This window comes from Streptomyces sp. BR123, assembly GCF_013401435.1.
Taxonomy (GTDB): domain Bacteria; phylum Actinomycetota; class Actinomycetes; order Streptomycetales; family Streptomycetaceae; genus Streptomyces.
The window spans coordinates 1-21,375 of sequence record NZ_JACBGN010000111.1; the positions used below are offsets into that span (position 1 = coordinate 1).

15 protein-coding genes and 1 riboswitch are annotated in these 21,375 nt (G+C 73.5%); of the genes, 9 read left to right on the forward strand and 6 right to left on the reverse strand.

The annotated features are described in order from the left end of the window. Positions 1-14 precede the first annotated feature (14 nt). The 3 genes from HYE82_RS18550 to HYE82_RS18560 form a co-directional block, all read right to left on the reverse strand. Positions 15-713 carry a response regulator gene (locus HYE82_RS18550; RefSeq protein ID WP_179175211.1) on the reverse strand — a complete coding sequence of 233 codons (699 nt, stop codon included), beginning with the start codon at positions 711-713 and terminating at the stop codon, positions 15-17. Then, complete coding sequence (locus tag HYE82_RS18555) at positions 710-2,326, reverse strand: sensor histidine kinase (protein WP_179175212.1); 1,617 nt, start codon at positions 2,324-2,326, stop codon at positions 710-712. The genes HYE82_RS18550 and HYE82_RS18555 overlap by 4 nt, the downstream gene beginning before the upstream one ends. A 115-nt stretch (positions 2,327-2,441) precedes the next feature. Further along, positions 2,442-3,722, reverse strand: a complete 1,281-nt coding sequence (locus tag HYE82_RS18560; RefSeq protein ID WP_179175213.1) for a citrate synthase — start codon at positions 3,720-3,722, stop codon at positions 2,442-2,444. A gap of 70 nt (positions 3,723-3,792) precedes the next feature. On the opposite strand from HYE82_RS18560, the gene HYE82_RS18565 reads away from it, so the two are divergent. Further along, positions 3,793-4,962 carry a citrate synthase/methylcitrate synthase gene (locus HYE82_RS18565; RefSeq protein WP_256987395.1) on the forward strand — a complete coding sequence of 390 codons (1,170 nt, stop codon included), beginning with the start codon at positions 3,793-3,795 and terminating at the stop codon, positions 4,960-4,962. Then, positions 4,959-6,221, forward strand: a complete 1,263-nt coding sequence (locus HYE82_RS18570) for a GTP-binding protein (RefSeq protein WP_309144368.1) — start codon at positions 4,959-4,961, stop codon at positions 6,219-6,221. The genes HYE82_RS18565 and HYE82_RS18570 overlap by 4 nt, the downstream gene beginning before the upstream one ends. A gap of 43 nt (positions 6,222-6,264) precedes the next feature. On the opposite strand, the gene HYE82_RS18575 is transcribed toward HYE82_RS18570, so the two are convergent. Further along, on the reverse strand, positions 6,265-8,403 hold the full coding sequence (locus HYE82_RS18575) for a restriction endonuclease (RefSeq protein WP_179175215.1): 2,139 nt from the start codon (positions 8,401-8,403) through the stop codon (positions 6,265-6,267). 76 nt (positions 8,404-8,479) lie between these two features. After that, positions 8,480-10,936: a DNA topoisomerase (ATP-hydrolyzing) subunit A gene (locus HYE82_RS18580; RefSeq protein ID WP_179175216.1), complete on the reverse strand. Its 2,457-nt coding sequence runs from the start codon at positions 10,934-10,936 to the stop codon at positions 8,480-8,482. A gap of 259 nt (positions 10,937-11,195) precedes the next feature. On the opposite strand from HYE82_RS18580, the gene HYE82_RS18585 reads away from it, so the two are divergent. The 4 genes from HYE82_RS18585 (at position 11,196) to HYE82_RS18600 (ending at position 16,009) form a co-directional block, all read left to right on the forward strand. After that, positions 11,196-12,569 (forward strand): pitrilysin family protein, encoded by a 1,374-nt coding sequence (locus tag HYE82_RS18585; RefSeq protein WP_179175217.1) that lies wholly within the window; start codon positions 11,196-11,198, stop codon positions 12,567-12,569. Between the two features lie 20 nt (positions 12,570-12,589). Further along, complete coding sequence (locus HYE82_RS18590; RefSeq protein WP_179175225.1) at positions 12,590-13,957, forward strand: pitrilysin family protein; 1,368 nt, start codon at positions 12,590-12,592, stop codon at positions 13,955-13,957. Between the two features lie 211 nt (positions 13,958-14,168). Beyond that, positions 14,169-14,324, forward strand: a riboswitch (cyclic di-AMP (ydaO/yuaA leader). A gap of 13 nt (positions 14,325-14,337) precedes the next feature. After that, positions 14,338-15,132, forward strand: a complete 795-nt coding sequence (locus HYE82_RS18595) for a M23 family metallopeptidase (protein ID WP_179175218.1) — start codon at positions 14,338-14,340, stop codon at positions 15,130-15,132. A gap of 211 nt (positions 15,133-15,343) precedes the next feature. Next, on the forward strand, positions 15,344-16,009 hold the full coding sequence (locus tag HYE82_RS18600; protein ID WP_179175219.1) for a GntR family transcriptional regulator: 666 nt from the start codon (positions 15,344-15,346) through the stop codon (positions 16,007-16,009). Positions 16,010-16,255: 246 nt separating this feature from the next. On the opposite strand, the gene HYE82_RS18605 is transcribed toward HYE82_RS18600, so the two are convergent. Next, the gene (locus HYE82_RS18605) at positions 16,256-16,537 is read right to left on the reverse strand and encodes an HPr family phosphocarrier protein (RefSeq protein ID WP_179175220.1); all 282 of its coding nucleotides are present in this window, start codon (positions 16,535-16,537) and stop codon (positions 16,256-16,258) included. A 239-nt stretch (positions 16,538-16,776) separates the two neighbouring features. Here HYE82_RS18605 and HYE82_RS18610 point away from each other — a divergent pair, with 239 nt between their 5' ends. Genes HYE82_RS18610 through HYE82_RS18620 form a run of 3 tightly spaced genes read left to right on the forward strand, consistent with a single transcriptional unit; the run spans position 16,777 to position 21,338 of the window. Then, entirely contained in the window at positions 16,777-19,488 is a 2,712-nt protein-coding gene (locus HYE82_RS18610) for a bifunctional GNAT family N-acetyltransferase/acetate--CoA ligase family protein (protein ID WP_179175221.1), read from the forward strand. A 51-nt stretch (positions 19,489-19,539) separates the two neighbouring features. Beyond that, the gene (locus tag HYE82_RS18615) at positions 19,540-20,136 is read left to right on the forward strand and encodes a DUF5998 family protein (protein ID WP_179175222.1); all 597 of its coding nucleotides are present in this window, start codon (positions 19,540-19,542) and stop codon (positions 20,134-20,136) included. Next, positions 20,136-21,338: an alkaline phosphatase family protein gene (locus tag HYE82_RS18620; protein WP_179175223.1), complete on the forward strand. Its 1,203-nt coding sequence runs from the start codon at positions 20,136-20,138 to the stop codon at positions 21,336-21,338. Before HYE82_RS18615 ends, HYE82_RS18620 begins: the two co-directional genes overlap by 1 nt. Positions 21,339-21,375: the final 37 nt, after the last annotated feature.

The following is a 21,375-nucleotide window of genomic DNA, read 5'->3' on the forward strand; positions in this document are numbered from 1 at the left end:
GTCGGCGGGCGGGGCTACGTCCCGTCGGCCGGCAGCCAGGAATAGAGGTGTTCCGGGCGGCCGGTCTCGCCGTAGCGCAGGGCCAGGGTGACCCGGCCCGTGCGGTCCAGGAGCTTGAGGTAGCGCTGGGCGGTCTGGCGGCTGATGCCGGCTCGGTCGGCGATCTGCTGCGTCGACAGGGGGCCTTCGGCGGAGCGCAGGACGCGGCGGACCAGTTCCGCGGTCGTGGGGGAGTGCCCCTTGGGCAGCTCGTTGGGGGAGCCTGCCGTGGCCAGGGCGCCGAAGAGCCGGTCCACCTCGGGCTGTTCGGCCTCGCCGCCGGTCTCCAGGGTGCGGCGCAGGGTCCCGTACGCCTCCAGCCTGGTCCGCAGACCGGTGAAGGTGAACGGCTTGACCAGGTACTGAAGGGCACCGAGGCGCATCGCGGCCTGCACGGTGGCCAGGTCGCGCGCGGCCGTGACCATGATCACGTCGGTGCGGTGGCCGAGCTGGCGCAGCCGCCGGACCAGGTCCAGGCCGCTGCCGTCCGGGAGGTAGTGGTCCAGGAGGATCAGGTCCACCGGGTGGGAGGCGAGGAAGTGCAGCGCCTCGGCCGCCGAATGGACCCGGGCCGCGACGCGGAAGCCGGGAACCTTCGCCACGTACGCCGCGTTGATACGGGTGACACGCATGTCGTCGTCGACGACCAATACGTGGATCGGGGACTCGCTCATCTCAGGGCCTCCGGGAGTACGACGGAGAACTCCGCCCCTCCGTCCGCTGCTTCACCGGCCCGGGCCGTGCCGCCCTGCCGCTCCGCGAGGCGGCGTACCAGGGCCAGCCCCAGGCCGCGTTCGCGGTGGGCCGCGGGCTGTTTGGTCGACCAGCCCTCGGTGAAGATCTCCTCGCGGCGGGCGGCCGGGACGCCGGGGCCGCTGTCGCGTACGAGGAGGATCGCCGTACGGCCCTCGCAGCGCAGCTCGACCTCCACCAGGGGCGCGGCCGATCCGGCCGCCGCGTCCAGGGCGTTGTCCACGAGGTTGCCGGTGATGGTGACGAGGCCGCGGGGGTCGACGAGGCGGTCCGGGAGGAACGTGGCGTCGGCGAGGCGCAGGGGGACGCCCCGTTCGGCCGCAACGGTCGCCTTGCCCACCAGGAGGGCGGCCAGCAAGGGGTCTCGGACCTTCTCGGTGACCTGTTCGGCGGTGCTGCGGTGGCCGCCGACGACCTCGGCCACGAATTCCACCGCCTCCTCCTGCAGGCCGAGTTCCAGCAGGCCGAGGAGGGTGTGGAGGCGGTTGGCGTGCTCGTGGTCCTGTGCGCGGAGGGCATCGATCAGGCCCTGGGTGGAGTCGAGCTCGCGGCGCAGGTGCTCCAGCTCGGTGCGGTCGCGCAGGGTGGCCACGGCTCCGCCGTCCTCGGTGGGCATCCGGTTGGCGACGAGGACGCGGGAGCCCTGGACGGTGAGCAGGTCCCGGCCGGTGACGCGGCCGGTGAGGACGTCGGCGGTGCGGCCCTCGCCGAGCACCTCGGCGAGCGGGCTGCCGGCGAGCGTGCCGGCGCTGTCCGGCGTGAGGCCCAGCAGGCGGGCGGCCTCGTCGTTGACCAGCCGGATCCGGCCGGCGCGATCGAGGGCGATCACTCCTTCGCGGATGGAGTGCAGCATGGCCTCGCGTTCGGCGAGCAGCCCGGCGATATCGGAGAAGGCCAGGTCGTGCGTCTGGCGCTGGATCCGGCGGGACAGCAGGTAGGCGGCGAGGGCGCCCGCTGCCAGGGCGCCGCCCGCATACGCCAGCAGGCCGGGGATGGCGCCGAGCAGCCGGTCTCGGACGCTGTCGTAGGAGATGCCGACGGAGACGGCGCCGACGATCTCGCCGTCGGCGGCGACGAGCGGGACCTTGCCGCGGGCGGTGCGGCCCAGGGTCCCGTCGTCTATCTCCATGACCTCGCGGCCGGCGAGGGCGTCGCTCGGGTCGGTGGAGACGTGCAGGCCGATCCGGTCGGGGGAGGGGTGTGAGCGGCGGATCCCGTCGAGGTCCATGACGACCACGTACTCGGCGCCGGTGGCCCGGCGGATCCGCTCGGCCCCGGCCTGTACCGGGCCGTCCGCGGTCGGCCCGGAGTCCAGCAGGCCGGCGGCCAGGGCCGGGTCGGCGGCGGCGCTCTGGGCGATGGCCAGGGCGCGGCGCATGGCCTGGTCGTCGAGCTGTGCGCCGAGCGGGGCCAGGAAAAGCCCCGTGGCCAGCACGGCGACACCGGCGGCGATGGCCAGCTGGGTGAGCAGGATCTGCGAGACGGCCCGTCTGGGCAGCCCGATGCGCCGAGCGCTCATGGAGGGGAACCGCATGACCAGCAACCGTAGGTCGGCTTCGGCACAAGTGGAATGGCTCCGCCTGCCGCGGGCGCCGGCTGTGGCCCAGCCCACCCTGCCGCCCCCTGGCCGGAGCAGGGATCCGGCCCTGTCAGGGCATCGGCTGCGGCGGGCGCGGGCCCCGGTACTGCCCGCTCGGCCGCATGCGCAGCGGCCGTTCCTCGTACTCCTCCAGGGCGTGCGCCATCCAGCCCGCGGTCCGGGCCACGGCGAAGACGGTCTCCCCGGCCTCCGCCGGCATGCCGCAGGACACCGTCAGCACGGCCAGGGCCAGGTCCACATTGGCGTGCAGCCCGTCCTGCCGCGCGGCCGTCGTGGCGACCAGCTCCCGCGCGGCCGCAAGCGCCGGCCGTGCCGCCGGCACGCCCTCCAGCCGGGCGAACAGGGCCGTGGCCCGGGGGTCCTCGCCCTCGTACAGCCGGTGTCCGAGCCCGGGGACCCGCCGCCCGGCGCGGAGGTGGTCGACGACGACGGGTGCGGCCGCGCCCCGGTCCAGGACCTCTGCCAGCGTTCGGTGGGCGAGCCGCCCGGCCGCGCCGTGCAGTGGCCCTTCGAGGACGCCCAGCCCCGCGGAGACCGCCGCGTACGGGTGGGCCCGCGCCGAGGCGGCGACCCGTACGGCCAGGGTGGAGGCGGCCAGGTCGTGGTCGATGAGCAGGGCGAGGGCCAGGTCGAGGGCGTCCAGGGCAGCCGCTTCCGGATCCCGGGCGGTCAGCCGGGGCCACAGCCGCTCCGCCAGCAGCCCGCCGTCCGCCGTCCCGGTCCGCTCCCCGTCCGGCTGCCCGGCCGCGGCTCCTGTTGCCCGTCCGGCCACCGGCAGGGCCCCGACCAGGGTCGGGATCAGGCAGCGGGCGGAGCCGAGCACGGCTTCCGCGGACAGGTCGAAGCGCAGCGGATCCGCCACCGCGGCCGCGGCGGTGGCCACCCGCAGGCGGTCGATCGGCCCGGCGTGTTCGGGCAGGGCGGCCACGGCGTGCCGGGCGGCCGCGAGCTGCCCGCCGGGAGCCGTGAAGCGGGCCCCGCGCGGCAGGGACCCCGTCCAGAGCCACTCCGCGACCTCCTCGTAGCAGTACCGCGAGGCGAGTTCCACGGCGTCCACGCCGCGGAACCAGTACCGGTCGGGTTCGATGAGCGTGAGCGAGGTCCGTACCGAGAGCTCCCCGCCCGCAGGTGCCGCGGCCTCGCGCCGACTGCGCCGGGCCAGGGCCTCCACCTCGGCCGCGTCGAAGGTGCTGCCGCGGCCCACGGCGTCGCGGCGGCTGGTGAGCTGGCCCCGGCTGACGTACGCGTACACGGTCGCCGGCTTCACCCCGAGCAGCTCCGCCGCCTGCCGGGTGGTGAGCCGTCGTCCGCCGTGCGCCTGATCGTCCATGACAGTCACCCTATACATATTGATTCGATCAACGTTGACAAGGATTCGATCCATCATGGATGGTCGATCCATGGATACGACAGTCGATGTGCCCCGCGGACTCGCGGGCGTCGTGGTCACCGAAACCGGACTCGGCGACGTCCGAGGCCGCGAGGGCTTCTACCACTACCGCCAGTACTCCGCCGTCGAGCTCGCGGAGCGCCGCAGCTTCGAAGACGTGTGGCACCTGATGTTCCGCGGCACCCTGCCGGCGGACGCCGCCGAGCAGGCCGCCTTCGCCGCCGAGACCGTCCCGCTGCGCCGGCTCCCCGCCGAGGTGCGCGACGCACTGCCCGCGCTCGCCCGGGCCACCGCGCTCTCCGGCCCGCTCGCCGGACTGCGGACCGCGCTTTCCCTGCTGGGCGCCTCCGCGGGATTCCGGCCCGTGTACGACCTCGACCCCCAGCGGCGGGCCGCCGACGCATTGGCCGCCTGCGCCGCCGTACCGACCCTGCTCACGGCCCTGCACCGGCTCGGGCAGGGGCTGGAACCGGTGGAGCCGCGCGACGACCTCCCCTACGCCGCGAACTACCTGTACATGCTCAGCGGCCGGGAACCGGACCCCGTCAGGGTCCGGGCGGTCGAGCAGTACCTGATCTCCACCGTCGACCACGGCTTCAACGCCTCGACCTTCACCGCCCGCGTCATCGCCTCCACCGGCGCGGACGTCGCCGCGTGCCTCACCGGGGCGATCGGCGCACTCTCCGGGCCGCTGCACGGCGGGGCCCCCAGCCGGGCCCTGGACACCCTGGACGCCATCGGCACGGCCGACCGCATCGACTCCTGGATCCGCGAGCGGGTGCTCGCCGGGGACCGGATCATGGGCTTCGGCCACCCGGTGTACCGCACCGAGGACCCGCGCTCCCGGATGCTGCGCGGCATCGCCCTCCGGTTCGGCGGGCCGCTCGTGGACTTCGCGGTGGAGGTCGAGCAGCAGGTGGAGGCGATCCTGGCCGAGCTCAAGCCGGGCCGGGAGCTGCACACGAACGTCGAGTTCTACGCGGGCGTGGTGATGGAGTTGTGCGGGCTGCCGCGCGAGATGTTCACCCCCACGTTCTGCGCGGCCCGCGTGGTCGGCTGGAGCGCGAACGTCCTGGAACAGGCCGCCGACTCGAAAATCATCCGTCCGGCCGCCCGCTACGTCGGGCCGCCGCCGCCCCGGCCGGTTCCGCTTCCGGCCTGGGTACGATCGGCCTGGTGAACAGCAGCCAGCCCGATCTGTCCGTCACGCCCATCCCCGTCGTCGTCCTCGCCGGATTCCTGGGATCCGGCAAGACGACCCTGCTCAACCACCTCCTGGCCAACCGCGGCGGCACCCGCATCGGCGTCGTCGTCAACGACTTCGGGTCCATCGAGATCGACGCGATGTCGGTGGCCGGCCAGGTCGGCGACTCGATGGTCTCCCTCGGCGGCGGCTGCCTGTGCTGCGCCGTCGACGGCAGCGAGCTCGACGCGTACCTGGAGAAGCTCTCCGCACCCGTCCACCGCATCGACGTGATCGTCATCGAGGCGAGCGGGCTGGCCGAGCCCCAGGAGATGATCCGGATGCTGGTGGCCAGCGAGAACCCGGCGATCCGGTACGGCGGCCTGGTGCAGGTCGTGGACGCCGCCGAGTTCGACGCGACCCGGTCCCGCCATCCGGAGACCGACCGCCACCTCGCCGCCGCGGACCTGGTGGTGCTGAACAAGACCGACCGCGTCGACGAGGCCGAGCGCGCCCGGATCGAGGCCGAACTGGCCACCCTGTGCCCGGGCATCCCCGTTGCCGCCGCCGACCACGGCCGCATCGACCCCGAGCTGCTCTTCGACCGCCGCCCGTGGACCGAGACGCGGGGCCAGCTTTCCTTCGAGGACCTCATCGCGGAGGCCCGGGACACCGGACACGGAGGCACCGACGGAGCCGGGGGCTCCGGCGGCTGGGACCACAGCGGGTGCGCGGGCCACTGCGGCCACGCCCACACGCTGTACACGAGCACGGAGTTCGTGTCCGAGCAGGCCCTGAGCCCGCGGCGGTTCATCGACTTCCTCGACAGCCGCCCGGCCGGGCTCTACCGGATCAAGGGCTTCGTCTACTTCGGCGTCCCCGGCCACGAGGAGCGCTACGAGGTCCACGCCGTCGGCCGGTTCCTGCGCTTCGCCCCCGGCCCCTGGGGCCGCGGCGAACCGCGGCTGACCCGGCTCGTCCTGATCGGGTCCGGCACCGACGGCCCCGCCCTGCTGCGCGGGCTGGAGGCCTGCCGCGAGCCGTCGCCGCAGGACGCGGGCCCGGAGGCCATGTGGGGCGTCCTGCGGTACGTCGCCAGGCCCCCGCGCACCGAGGACGAGGACGGGGACGGCCGCGTCGACGGAGCCGAGGCAGCTGGGGGAGGGTTCGAGAACCTCGTCGGGAATCCGGACGGGACCGGCTGCGACGCGGATCCCGACCCCGGGTTCGGGACCTCGCAGCCCGCGGAGGTCTGATCTCCGCGCGTACGCGCCCGGCGGGAGCCCCCGCGGAGCCCGCTCAGGCGACCTCGACGCCGTGGTCGCCCAGCAGGTCCGCCAGACCGCCGCGGTAGCCCTTGCCTCCCGCCACGAAGTCCCAGTCGCCGTTGGCGCGCCGCCGGAACGAGCCCAGGACCAGGGCGGTTTCGCCCGGGCGACCATCGGAGACGTCCAGCGTGCCGAGCTCGGTGCCGTCGGCGGCGAGCAGCCGGATCCGGGCATCGGTGAAGCCGGCCAGGTCGGCGTGCGGAGCGGCCTCCGGGTCGACCGCGGCGACCAGGACCAGCCGGTCCGCGGGCTGCGGCAGCGCGTCGAAGGAGACCTCCAGCGCGGCCTTGTCGGGGGCCGCGTCCGCGCGGGCCCGCACGGAACCGTCCGGGGTCCGCGGGTTGTTGAAGAAGACGAGGTGGTCCTCGCTCAGCACCCGCCCGCCCTGGCAGACCAGCGCGCACACGTCCAGCGCGACCGAGCCGGCCCAGGACATGCCCAGCACATTGTGGTCCGGGGCGGCGGCACCGGCGGCATCGGAGGTACCGGCGGCGGCGTTCCCGGGCGCGCGTCCGGCCGCCCTCCGGCCCGGCGCACCGGCCGCGGCGCCGCCGGCCGGGCCGAGCCGGCCCCGCAGCCCGTGCTGGTGCAACAGCTCCACCAGGGCGGTCCCGGGAACCAATTCCAGCGGCTTGCCGTTGGCAAAGGTGTACGACCCGGGCCCGAAGGACGCGGTGGTGACCAGCACCCCCTTGTTCGCCCCCTTGTCCTGGACCGTGCCGTACAGATCGCGCACGGCTGTCGGAGGCACCGTGTTCCGGTAGCGCTTGACCTGCACCACGATCCGCCCGCCTCGGATCGGCGCCGGGTCCAGCGCCTCCACGTCCACCCCGCCGTCACCCGACCGCTGCGTGGTCACCGCCTCCATGCCCATCGCCCGGAACAGCTCCGCGACCAGGTTCTCGAAGTCGATCGGGTCCATCTCGAAGAGGTCCGGCTCGTCTCCGCCGTCACCCGCATGGCCGCCATGGCTGACGACGGCGCCGACTTCGGCCGGGCGCCGGCCCGGGCGTACGACGGCCATTTGGTCGGGCCGGGCCGACAGCTGCCCCCGCAACCCGTCGACCAGGCAGTCCACCGCGCTCACCTGCTCCAGCCGCAGGCCCTCGAAGGCGGACCGCGCCGCCGACACCGTGGCGAGAACGAGCTGCGCCTCCCGCCCCGTCACCGGATCGTGGTCGTCCACGAAACCGTTCACCACGACCGAGTCCAGCACGCCGAACTCGTCCGCCGCGTACAGCTCGCGCACCACCAGGAGCACGCACTGCGCCAGCAGGTCCCGGTAGAGCGCCCGCCGCTGCGTGGCCGGGCGGGCCGTCTCCTTGTCCTGGTCCGTGCTCGGCATGTACCGCACCGACTTGGCCGCCGGCACCACCTCGTACCGCGGCAGCTCCCAGTCGAGCACCAACTGCCCGGGCCCCGGATCGTAGGCGGCCGACACCTGCCTCGGCAGACCCTCGGGCCAGGCCGCCGAGGCGTACAGAGCGGCGGAGAAGTACTCCACCACCGCTTCCGCTTCGCCCGCGCGCAGCGCCCCGCCCAGCTCGGTGAGGCCGTTGTTGTGCCGGCGGATGCCGGCGAGCTGCTCCGCCGCCCAGCGGTCGTACTGCTGCCGGTACGCGGCCAGATGCTGCTGCCGCTGTGCCTCTGCGGCGTGCGCCGCCTGCCAGGCCTGGGTGTACCGGGCGTGCGCCTCCCGCTCCGCCTGCGCCCGCCGGTTCGAGCCGAACGTCCAGCCGCTGCTCTGCTGCTGGAACTGCTCCAGGCGCGGCATCGGCACCGGGTGCGCCAGTGTGCCGGGGTTGAACGGTTCGAGCTGCTCGGACCTCACCAGCGCGGCCATCCGGAACGCCGGCGCCCGGCAGCCCGCGGCCAACAGCCCCTGCAGGGCCGCGACCTCGGCGTCGAGGCGCTCCGTTCGCCGCCGCGCCTCGGCCTCACGATGCTGGCGGTAGGCCGCCTGCTGCTCGCGCTGGCTCCGGGCCACCTCCCGCTCGTAGGCCCGCTGCCGGCGTTCGGCCTCCCGCTGCTGGATCACGTACGCCTGCTGCTGCTGGCGCTGGGCCTCGGCCCAGACGCCGATCAGTCCGCTGCTCGACCGACGGCTCATCAGCTGTGTTCTCCCCCCACCGGCATGTACCGGGAAAACACTAGTCGGCGGGCGGCACCCTGCCCTACGGCGACGGCTACAGCGCGGCTCCCGCCAGCACCGCGATCTCCGCGGGCAGCACGGTTCCCGAGCCGTCGCGACGCGGGTCCACGGCCGGCAGTTCGGCCGGAGTCCCGTTGGCGGCCGCGGCGCGGGCCGGTGCGTTCCCCGCCCATGCCAGGGTCAGCAGCTCCTCGCCCTTCAGGAACCGCTGGCAGCGGACGCCGCCGGTGGCGCGGCCCTTGCGCGGGAACTGGTCGAACGGGGTCAGCTTCCCGGACCGGGCCGACCCGTCCAGCGTGCCGTGCGAGCCGGCCACCGTGAGCACCAGGGCGTCCCGCGCCGGGTCCACCGCCGAGAAGTGGATCACCTTGGCGCCGGCGGAGAGCTTGATGCCCGCCATGCCGCCGGCCGGGCGGCCCTGCGGGCGCACCTGGCTCGCCTGGTAGCGCAGCAGCTGGGCGTCGTCGGTGATGAAGACCAGGTCCTCCTCACCGGTGCGCAGCTCGACCGCGCCGACGATGCGGTCGCCTTCCTTGAGGGTGATGACCTCCAGCTCGTCCTTGTTGGCCGGGTAGTCGGGCACGACCCGCTTGACCACGCCCTGCTCGGTGCCGAGCGCCAGGCCCTGCGCGGACTCGTCCAGGGTGGTCAGGCAGACCACCTTCTCGTCGGGCGCGAGCCCGGAGAGGAACTCGGTCAGCGCGGCGCCGCCCGCCAGGTTCGGCGCGGCGTGCGTGTCGGGGAGCTGCGGCAGGTCGATCACCGACAGCCTCAGCAGCCGCCCGTGGGAGGTGACCGCCCCGATGTCGCCGCGGGCCGTGGCAGCCACCTGCGAGACGATCAGGTCGTGCTTGGAGCGGGCAGCGCCCTCCTCCGCCACCACCGGGTCGCCGGTGGCCGTCCGCGCCAGCAGGCCCGTCGAGGACAGCAGGACGCGGCACGGGTCGTCCGCGACCTCCAGCGGGACCGCCGCGACGGAGGTGCCCGCCGACTCCAGCAGGACCGTACGCCGCTCGGTGCCGAACTTCTTCGCGACCGCGGCCAGTTCCCCGGAGACCAGCTTGCGCAGCTCGGCGTCGGACTCCAGGATCCGGGTCAGCTCCTCGATCTCGGCGGTCAGGCGGTCGCGCTCGGACTCCAGCTCGATGCGGTCGAAGCGGGTCAGGCGGCGCAGCGGGGTGTCCAGGATGTACTGGGTCTGGACCTCGCTCAGGGAGAAGCGCTCCACGAGCCGCTCCTTGGCCTGGGCCGAGTTGTCGCTGTCCCGGATGATCCGGATGACCTCGTCGATGTCGAGGAGGGCCACCAGCAGGCCCTCGACCAGGTGGAGCCGGTCGCGGCGCTTGCCGCGGCGGAACTCGCTGCGCCGGCGCACGACCTCGAAGCGGTGGTCCAGGTAGACCTCCAGCAGTTCCTTCAGGCCCAGCGTCAGCGGCTGGCCGTCGACCAGGGCGACGTTGTTGATGCCGAAGGACTCCTCCATCGGCGTCAGCTTGTAGAGCTGCTCCAGGACGGCTTCCGGGTGGAAGCCGTTCTTGATCTCGATGACCAGGCGCAGGCCGTGGGCGCGGTCGGTGAGGTCCTTGACATCGGCGATGCCCTGCAGCTTCTTCGAGCCGACCAGGTCCTTGATCTTCGCGACGACCTTCTCGGGGCCGACCGTGAAGGGCAGTTCGGTGACGACCAGGCCCTTGCGGCGCGCGGAGACGTTCTCCACCGACACCGTCGCGCGGATCCTGAAGGTGCCGCGGCCCTTCTCGTAGGCGTCCTTGATCCCCGACAGGCCGACGATCTTGCCGCCGGTGGGCAGGTCCGGACCCGGCACGAAGCGCATCAGCGCCTCCAGGTCCGCGTGCGGGTAGCGGATCAGGTGGCGGGCGGCTGCGATGACCTCGCCCAGGTTGTGCGGGGGCATGTTGGTCGCCATGCCGACCGCGATCCCGGATGCGCCGTTGACCAGCAGGTTCGGGTATGCGGCGGGCAGTGCGACCGGCTCCCGCTCCTGGCCGTCGTAGTTGGCGGTGAAGTCGACGGTGTCCTCGTCGATCGACTCCGTCATCAGCGACGTGGCGTCGGCCATGCGGCATTCGGTGTAGCGCATGGCGGCCGGCGGGTCGTCGTTGCCCAGCGAACCGAAGTTGCCGTGGCCGTCGACCAGCGGGAGCCGCATGGAGAAGGGCTGGGCCATGCGCACGAGGGCGTCGTAGATCGACGCGTCGCCGTGCGGGTGGAGCTTGCCCATGACCTCGCCGACGACGCGGGCGCACTTCACGTAGCCGCGGTCGGGGCGCAGGCCCATCTCGCTCATCTGGTAGACGATGCGCCGGTGCACCGGCTTCATGCCGTCCCGGGCGTCGGGCAGGGCCCGGGAGTAGATCACCGAGTACGCGTACTCGAGGAAGGAGCCCTGCATCTCGTCGACGACGTCGATGTCGAGGATGTTCTCCTCGAACTCCTCCGGCGGCGGGGTCTTCGTGCTGCGGCGGGCCATCGCTGCGCGGCTCCTTAACCAAGAAAGAAGGTGTGCTGGGGGTCTGGCTGGGTCGGACGGGTCCGGGTGGTTCCGGTGGATCGGCCGGTCTGGTGACAGGGGCTGACGTGGGTCGTCGCGACCATTGTGTCCCGAGGCACCGACAGGCCCGACCCCGACCCAGGCGTGCGCCGGGAACTTCTCCGGTGCCCGGCGCGCTTGCATACAGTGGCAGGTCTGACGGAATTCTCTGCATCGCGATCGAAGGGACCACATGCCCATGGGTCACACGGCCACAGCCCAGGCCGGCTCCGGAGGCCTGACAGCGACGGAACACCGGCTGGCCAACGGCCTGCGCGTGGTGCTGTCCGAGGATCACCTGACCCCGGTCGCCGCGGTCTGCCTCTGGTACGACGTCGGCTCGCGGCACGAAGTCAAGGGACGCACAGGTCTGGCTCACCTCTTCGAGCACCTGATGTTCCAGGGCTCCGCGAGCGTACCCGGCAACGGCCACTTCGAGATGGTCCAGGGTGCGGGCGGGTCCTTGAACGGCACGACGAGCTTCGAGCGCACCAACTACTTCGAGACCATGCCGGCCCACCAGCTGGAGCTCGCCCTGTGGCTGGAGGCGGACCGGATGGGCTCGCTGCTGGCCGCCCTGGACGACGAGTCCATGGAGAACCAGCGCGACGTCGTCAAGAACGAGCGCCGCCAGCGCTACGACAACGTCCCCTACGGCACGGCGTTCGAGCGGCTCACGGCGCTCGCCTACCCCGAGCCCCACCCGTACCACCACACCCCGATCGGCTCGATGGCCGACCTGGACGCGGCCTCGCTGGAGGACGCCCGCGCGTTCTTCCGCACGTACTACGCGCCCAACAACGCGGTGCTGTCGGTCGTCGGCGACATCGACCCCGCCGAGACGCTCGCGTGGATCGAGAAGTACTTCGGCACCATCCCCGGCCACGAGGGCAAGCAGCCGCCGCGCGACGGCACGCTGCCGGACACCATGGGCGGCGAGCTCCGCGAGGAGATCGTCGAGGACGTCCCCGCCCGCGCGCTGATGGCCGCCTACCGGCTCCCGCACGACGGCACGCGCGAGTGCGACGCCGCGGACGTGGCCCTGACCATCCTGGGCGGCGGCGAGTCCTCCCGCCTGCACAACCGCCTGGTACGCCGCGACCAGACGGCCGTCGCGGCCGGCTTCGGCATGCTCCGCCTGGCCGGCGCGCCCTCCCTGGGCTGGCTGGACGTGAAGACCTCCAGCGGGGTCGAGGTGCCCGCCATCGAGGCGGCCGTGGACGACGAGCTCGCGCGGTTCGCCGCCGAGGGCCCGACCGCCGAGGAGATGGAGCGCGCGCAGGCCCAGCTGGAGCGCGAGTGGCTGGACCGCCTGGGCACGGTGGCGGGCCGCGCCGACGAACTGTGCCGCTTCGCGGTGCTGTTCGGTGACCCGCAGCTGGCGCTGACCGCCGTCCGGCGGCTCCTCGACGTCACCGCCGAGGAGGTCCAGGCCGTGGCCGCGGCCCGGCTGCGCCCCGACAACCGCGCGGTGCTGGTGTACGAGCCCCTCGCGGCCGAGGCCGCCGAGGGCGCAGACGCCGCAGAAGACGCCGAAGCGACCGAGAACGAGAACGAGGGGGCGGAGCAGTGAGCGACACCGCAGCCGTCACGATGACCTTCCACCCGCGCCCCCAGGCCGGGCAGCCCCGGCCGTGGGCCTTCCCGGCCCCCGAGCGCGGCTCCCTGCCCAACGGCCTGACCGTGCTGCGATGCCACCGGCCGGGCCAGCAGGTGGTGGCCGTCGAGATCAACCTCACCGCCCCGCTGGACGCCGAGCCCGCCGGCCTGGACGGCGTGGCCACGATCATGGCCCGTGCCCTGTCGGAGGGCACCGACAAGCACACCGCCGAGGAGTTCGCCGCCGAGCTGGAGCGGTGCGGAGCCACCCTCGACGCGCACGCCGACCATGCGGGCGTGCGCGTCTCCCTGGAGGTCCCCGTCTCCCGGCTGCCGAGGGCCGTGGGCCTGCTCGCCGAGGCCCTGCGGGCGCCCGCCTTCGCCGACAGCGAGGTGGACCGCCTGGTCCGCAACCGCCTCGACGAGATCCCGCACGAGCTGGCCAACCCGCAGCGGCGCGCCGCCAAGGAGCTCTACCGCCGGCTCTTCCCCGCCGACCTGCGGATGTCCCGCCCGCGCCAGGGCACCGAGGAGACGGTGGCCCGGATCGACTCCGCGGCCGTACGCGCCTTCTACGAGGCCCACGTGCGCCCCGCCGGCGCGACCGCCGTGATCGTCGGCGATCTGACCGGCGTCGACCTGGACGCCGTGCTGGCGGACACCCTGGGCGCCTGGACGGGCACTGCCGGCCGGCCGGTGGAGGTGCCGCCGGTCACCGCCGACGACACCGGCCGCGTGGTCATCGTCGACCGGCCCGGAGCGGTGCAGACGCAGCTGCTCATCGGCCGGATCGGGCCGGACCGGCACGACACGGTGTGGGCGGCGCAGGTGCTCGGCACGTACTGCCTGGGCGGCACGCTCACCTCGCGCCTGGACAAGGTGCTGCGCGAGGAGAAGGGCTACACCTACGGCGTGCGCGCCTTCGGCCAGGTGCTGCGCTCCACGGCCGACGGCCGGGGCGCCTCGATGCTCGCCATCAGCGGCTCGGTGGACACCCCCAACACGGGCCCGGCCCTGGACGACCTGTGGAAGGTGCTGCGCACCCTCGCCGAGGGCGGCCTGACCGATGCCGAACGGGACGTCGCCGTGCAGAACCTGGTGGGCGTGGCCCCGCTGAAGTTCGAGACGGCCGCGGCCGTCGCCGGCACGCTGGCGGACCAGGTGGAGCAGCAGCTTCCGGACGACTACCAGGCGCAGTTGTACGCGCAGCTCGCCGCGACGGGCACGGTGGAGGCGACCACGGCGGTGGTGAAGGCCTTCCCGGTGGACCGCCTGGTCACCGTGCTGGTGGGTGACGCCGCGCAGATCGAGGAGCCGGTGCGGGCCCTCGGAATCGGTGAGGTCACCGTCGTCGGCAACTGACGGCGTCCTCCGCCCGCAGGCAACTGACGGGTGATTCAAGGGGCTTCGGCGGCTTGTCCGCCGAAGCCCCTTATGTCTGTTTGGCCGGAAGGCTGGCTTATGCGGTGTGGCGTGCGCAACAAAAGTCCGTGACCGTTTGGTGATTGACGAATGATCCGCCTAGCGTCGGCCGTGCTGTTCGTCAGTTGGTACGCGCCGCACCCGCGGCACCGGACAGCGATCGCCGAGTCCCCGTCAGGCGCGAGCCTGGGGAGCCGGGGACCCACACGTCCCTGGGGTGAATCGGGCCGCCTCGCCAGAGGGGCCCGTAGGAGACCTTCCTGCTCCGAACCCGTCAGCTAACCCGGTAGGCGAGAAGGAAGGAAAGGATCAGCCTCCTCATGGCCTTTGGCAGCCGTGCCGCCGGCAAGCACCGTGGTTCCAGCCGTCTGAGCCGCAAGACCGCCGGTTACGCCGGTGTGGCCGCCCTCGCGACCACCGGTGTCGTGGGCACCCTCGCGGGCCCGGCGTTCGCCGCTTCGGACAAGGCCCCCTCCATGGAGGACACCGGGCTCAACGCGGTCGTCACCGCCGCGGACGTCGCCGCCGACGTCGAGGCCCAGGCCGAGGCGCAGAGCGCCGCCGCAGAGGCCGTCGCCGCCAAGGAGAAGGCCGAGGCCGACGCGAAGGCCCGGGCCGCCGAGGCCAAGCAGAAGGCCGAGGAGAAGGCGAAGGCCGAACGCGAGGCCGCCGAGCGCGCCGCCCGCGAGGAGGAGCGCAAGCGCCTCAACACCTTCGTCTCCCCGCTCGAGGACTCCTACGTCTCCACCCAGTACCGCGCGGGCGGCGGCATGTGGTCCTCCGGCAGCCACACCGGCATCGACTTCCACGCGGCGTCCGGCACCTCCGTGCACGCGGTGGGCCTCGGCACCGTCGTCGAGGCCGGCTGGGGCGGCGCGTACGGCAACAACGTCGTCATCAAGCACGCCGACGGCACGTACACGCAGTACGGCCACCTGTCCTCGCTGAGCGTCTCCGTCGGCCAGCAGGTCACCCCCGGCCAGCAGATCGGCCTGTCGGGCTCCACCGGCAACTCCAGCGGCCCGCACCTGCACTTCGAGGCCCGCACCGGCGCCTCCTACGGCTCGGACATCGACCCGATCTCGTACCTGCGTTCGCACGGCGTCAGTCTCTGATCCAAGCGCGCCACGCACGCGCCACCACAGGCACACGCTTCGCCCGAAGGCCCCGGCTCACCGAGCCGGGGCCTTCGGCGTCGTGGCCCGTAAATCCCCCCGATTTCCGTCCCGGCTCGGAAAATTCCGCGGGTTGCAATAGAGTCCCCGTACGATCCCAGTACGGTCACGGCATTGTCGCCGGCAATCGGAAACAAGCGGAGGTCCCGTCTTGCGTATTCCCGCGCACGCGGTATGCACTGCAATCCGCGACGACATCGTCTCCGGGGTGTTCGAACCGGGCGGCAGGCTGACCGAGGAGGTGCTGGCCCGCCGCTACGGCGTCTCGCGCGTACCGGTCCGCGAGGCGCTGCGGACGCTGGAGTCCGAGGGCTTCGTGACCACCCGCCGCCACGCGGGCGCCTGCGTCGCCGAGCCCACCGAGCAGGAGGCGGCCGACCTGCTGGAGCTGCGGATGCTGCTGGAACCGCTGGCGGCCTCGCGGGCCGCACGCCGGCGCAGCGAGGGCCACCTCAAGGTGCTGCGCGGGCTGGTCAGACTGGGCCAGGAGCGGGCCAGGCAGGGGCAGGGCGAGGACCTGCGGGCGCTGGGGAGCTGGTTCCACGAGACCCTGGCGCAGGCCTCCGCCAGTCCCGGGCTGATCACGCTGCTCACCCAGATGCGGCACAAGGTCGCCTGGATGTACACCGTGCAGGCCCCGGCCCGGCCGGCGGAGTGCTGGGCGGAGCACGGTGCCATCGTGGACGCGGTGGCGCGCGGGGACGCCGAGCGGGCGAAGGCGCTGACGGCGGTCCACGCCGACCGGACGACCGGGGCCTACCGGCTGCGGGTGAGGACTTCGCAACCTGCCGTAAACACGATGAGCCGCTCCCATTAACAGGAGCGGCGTATGAATGGGGATGCCGCCGCGACCGGGCATTTAGCGCCCGCGCCCGCTATTTCCGCCCGCTGTTTCCGCCCGTTATTTCCGCCAGCCTTTCCCGGCAGGCTGATGTGAATTCCGGGCCCCCGGGGCGGCCCCGGAAATCCTGTGGTGAGGACCGGGCGTAAAACAGTGAAGCCGCGGCCCCGGAATCATCCGGAAGCCGCGGCCCCGCCGTCCGTGCGGTGCGAACCCGAAGGGTCAGACGGTCTCGGGGAGTTCCTCCAGTCCCTCGGCGACCAGCTTCGCGAGGCGGTCCAGTGCGACCTCGGCGCCCTCGGCGTCGGACGCCAGGACGATCTCCTCGCCGCCCTGTGCGCCCAGGCCCAGCACCGCCAGCATGGAGGCGGCGTTGACGGGGTTCCCGTCGGCCTTGGCGATGGTCACCGGGACGCCGGAAGCGGTCGTCGCGCGGACGAAGATCGAGGCGGGACGGGCGTGCAGGCCCTCGGTCCAGCCGACGTTGACGCGGCGCTCTGCCATGGTGATGCCCTTCAGGTTCTCACGGTTGTCTAGACCAGTCTCTCACGACGCCCCGCGTGCTCCGGCCGACCTGCCCTCGACCGCCGACCGGCCTCCGGCCGACCTCCGACCGGATCTCCGATCGACCTCCGACCGGATCTCCCGCGGCTCGACGTACCCCAGCTTGCACCGGTTCGCCCGGCGTTGCCCTGCGCGCCGCGCAGGGGCTGTCCCGCCCGCCCTGGGCTTAGGATCACCGCATGACCACCGCGTCGGACCCCTCGTACCCGGCCCACTGGGAAGCCGACGTCGTCCTGAGGGACGGCGGCACCGCCCGCATCAGGCCCATCACCACCGAGGACGCCGGGCGGCTGGTCGACTTCTACGACCAGGTATCCGACGAGTCGAAGTACTACCGCTTCTTCGCCCCCCACCCCCGGCTCTCCGACCGCGACGTGCGCCGCTTCACGCACCACGACTACGTGGACCGCGTCGGCCTCGCGGCCACCGTCGGCGGGGAGTTCATCGGCACCGTCCGCTACGACCGCATCGGCCCCGACGGCCGCCCCGCCTCCGCCCCCGCCGACGAGGCCGAGGTCGCCTTCCTCGTCCAGGACGCCCACCAGGGCCGCGGCGTCGCCTCCGCGCTGCTGGAGCACATCGGGGCCGTCGCCCGGGAGCGGGGCATCCGCCGGTTCGCGGCGGAGGTGCTGCCCGCCAACACCAAGATGATCAAGGTGTTCACGGACGCCGGCTACCAGCAGAAGCGCAGCTTCGAGGACGGCTCCGTCCACCTCACCCTCGACCTCGAACCCACCGCCGAGTCCCTGGCCGTCCAGCGCGCCCGCGAACAGCGCGCCGAGGCCCGCTCCGTGCAGCGCCTGCTGGCCCCCGGCTCCGTCGCGGTCATCGGAGTCAGCCGCTCCGGCGCCGGCGTCGGAGCGGCGGCCCTGCGGAACCTGCGTGACAGCGGATTCCGCGGCCGCCTCTACGCCGTGAACGAGGCCCGCGCCCCCGGCGTCGAAGGGGACCTGCTGGAGGGCGTACGGGCCTACCGCTCCCTCCGCGACATCGACGCCCCGGTCGACCTCGCGGTCGTCGCCGTCCCCGCCGAGCGCGTCCCCCGGGTGGTGGCCGACTGCGGCGAGCACGGCGTCCAGGGCCTCGTCGTCCTGTCCGCCGGCTACGGGGAGAGCGGCCCGGCCGGGCTCGACCGACAGCGCGAACTGGTCCGCCAGGCGCGCTCGTACGGGATGCGGCTGATCGGGCCGAACGCCTTCGGCGTGATCAACACCGCCCCGGAGGTGGGCCTGAACGCCTCGCTCGCGCCGGTGCCGGCCCCCGTCCCCGGCCGCATCGGGCTGTTCACGCAGTCCGGCGCGATCGGCATGGCGCTGCTGTCCGCGCTGCTGCGGCGCGGAGCGGGGCTGTCGTCCTTCGTGTCCGCGGGCAACCGGGCGGACGTCTCCGGCAACGACATCCTCCAGTACTGGTACGAGGACGAGGCCACCGACGTGGCCCTGATGTACCTCGAAACCCTCGGCAACCCGCGGAAGTTCACCCGGCTCGCGCGCCGCACCGCAGCGGTCAAGCCGGTCGTCGTCGCCAAGGGAGGCCGCCACACCCCGGCCGGCCACGTGGTCCCGGGGACCAGGCTGCCGGAGGCCACCGTCTCCGCGCTGCTGCGGCAGGCCGGCGTGATCCGGGTCGACACGGTGACCGAGCTGGTGGACGTGGGGCTGCTGCTCTCCTCGCAGCCGGTGCCGGCCGGGCCGCGGGTGGCGATCCTCGGCAACTCGGAGTCCCTCGGCTTCCTCACGTACGACGCCTGCCTGGCCCAGGGGCTGCGGCCCGGTGCCCCGCTCGACCTGACCACGGCGGCGTCCGCGGCGGACTTCGGCCGCGCCCTGGCCGCCGCCCTGGCCGCCGAGTCCCACGACGCGGTGGTCGTCACGGCGATCCCGTGGGTGAACGGGGGGGCGAGCGCCGACGACCTGGCCGACGCGCTGCGCGACGCCGTCGCCGCGCACCCCGGCAAGCCCGTGGCGGTCGTCCACGTGGAGCTGGCGGAGTTGGTGGAGTCCCTCTCCCGCGCCGACGTGCACATCCCCGCCTACCCGGCCGCCGAGCGCGCCGTGCGGGCCGTCGCCGAGGCCGTCCGCTACGGGCAGTGGCGGCGGGTCGACGCCGAGTCCGGTCACGTCCCCGAGTACGAGGACATCGACGAGGGTGGGGCCGCCGTCCAGATCAGGGGGCTGCTGGCCGAGGTCGGCGGCGGTGACGGCGTGCTCACCCTCTCCGAGGCCGACGCCGCCGCGCTGCTCGCCCGGTACGGGATCCGGGTGCTGCCGACCCTGCCCGCGCCCACCGCCGACGCCGCGGTCAAGGCCGCCGAGGCCCTCGGCTACCCGGTCGCGCTCAAGACCACCGCCCCGCACCTGCGCCACCGGGCCGACCTGGGCGGCGTACGCCTCGACCTGGCGGGCGAGGCCGCGCTGCGCCGCGCGTACGGCGAGCTGACCGGCCTGCTCGGCTCGCCCGCCGAGCTGCTGCCCGTGGTCCAGGCCATGGTCCCGCGGGGCGTGGACACCGTCGTGCGGTCCGTCATCGACCCGGCCGCCGGCGCCGTCCTGTCGTTCGGGCTCGCCGGCGTCGCCTCCGAGCTGCTCGGCGACACCGCCCACCGGATCGTGCCTGCCACCGACCGGGACGTCGCCGGACTGATCCGGTCCATCCGGACCGCACCGCTCCTCTTCGGCTGGCGCGGCAGCGATCCCGTCGACACCCCGGCCCTGGAGGAACTCCTCCTGCGCCTCTCCCGGCTCGTGGACGACCACCCGGAAGTGGTGGGCGTCACCCTGGAGCCCGTCGTCGTCGCCACCGAGGGCCTCTCGGTGCTGAGCGCCGTGGTCCGCATCGCCCGTCCCCCGGCCCGCACCGATCTCGGGCCCCGGACACTCCCCAGCTACTGAGGGCGTCCGGGGGCGGCCGGGGCGCCCCCTGCGGGCCTTAGGATGGACCCCATGGCGAAATCCGGTACGACGACCCAGGGGCTGCGCGCGGCGATCGAGCGCAGCGGCTACTACCCGGCCCTCGTGGCAGAGGCCGTGGAGGCCGCTGTGGGCGGCGAGCCGATCTCGTCGTACCTGGTCCACCAGGAGACGACGTTCGACTCCAACGAGGTGCGCCGACACGTGACCGTGCTGGTCCTGACCGGCAACCGCTTCATCGTGAGCCACACCGACGAGCAGGCCGCCGACTCCGGGTCCCCGTCCCCGTACGCGACCACCTCCACCGAGTCGGTGAAGCTGTCCGGGATCTCCTCGGTGGTGCTCAGCCGCGTCGTCGCCAACCCCGAGTCCTACACCCCGGGCACCCTGCCCCGCGAGGTCGTCCTGACCATCGGCTGGGGCGCGGTCTCCCGCATCGACCTGGAGCCCGCCGCCTGCGGCGACCCCAACTGCGACTCCGACCACGGCTACACCGGCAACTCCACCGCCGACGACCTCAGCCTGCGCGTCAGCGAGGCCGGCGACGGCCCCGAGGCGGTCCGCCAGACCCTCCTGTTCGCCCAGGCGCTGTCGGAGGCGACCGCGGCGACTGCCTCCTCCGCCCGCTGATGTCCCACTCCGCACCCGCGAACTGGGACGAGCCCGAGCTGCTGGACCTGGCAGGCGCCCCCGTCCCGCAGTACGGCACCGGCTCGCTCGCCGACCTGCTGCCGACCCTCGTGGCCGGCCTGGGGGTCCCCGGCTTCACCGCCGCCATCACCGAGCTGACGCCGGCCGACCGCAACTGCGTGTTCCTGGTCGACGGCATGGGCTGGGAGCAGATAAAGGCCCATCCGGACGAGGCCCCGTACCTGACCAGCCTGCTGGGCACCTCGCGCGGCGGCACCGGCCGCCCGATCACCGCGGGCTTCCCGGCGACCACCGCCACCTCGCTGGCCTCCGTCGGCACCGGCCTCCCCCCGGCCCGCCACGGCCTGCCCGGCTACGCGGTCCGCAACCCGGCCACCGGCGGGCTGATGAACCAGCTCCGCTGGCACCCGTGGACCCCGCCGGAGCCCTGGCAGCCGTACCCGACCGTCTTCCGGCTGGCCGACGCGGCCGGGGTGGCCACTGCGCAGGTGTCCTCGCCCGCCTTCCAGACCACCCCGCTCACCAAGATCGCGCTGAGCGGCGGCACCTTCGTCGGCCGGATGACCGGCGAGGAGCGCATGGACCTGGCGGCCGAGCGCCTCGCCGCGGGGGACCGCTCGCTGGTCTACACGTACTTCAGCGAGCTCGACGGAGCCGGCCACCGGCACGGCGTGGACTCCGACGCCTGGCGCGGCCAGCTGATGTACGTCGACCGGCTCGTGCAGCGGCTCGCCGAGCAGTTGCCGCCGCGCACCGCGCTGTACGTGACCGCGGACCACGGCATGGTGGACGTCCCCTTCGACGAGGACTCCCGCATCGACTTCGACGAGGACTGGGAGCTGGGCGCGGGCGTGGCCCTGCTCGGCGGCGAGGGCCGTGCCCGGCACGTGTACGCCGTGCCCGGCGCCGAGGCCGACGTGCTGACGGTGTGGCGCGAGGTGCTCGGTGACCGGTTCTGGATCGCGAGCCGCGAAGAGGCCCTGGCACTGGGCTGGTTCGGGCCGCCGGGGGAGTGCGACGAGCGCGTCCTCGGACGGATCGGCGACGTGGTCGCGGCCGCGCACGCCGATGTCGCGATCACCGCGTCCGTGAACGAGCCCAACGAGTCCGGGCTCGCCGGGATGCACGGTTCCATGACCGCGGCCGAGCAGCTCGTCCCACTGCTCGAAGTGCGTACCTGACAGCCCGAAACCCCGCCTGCCCTAACCGGCCCCGGCC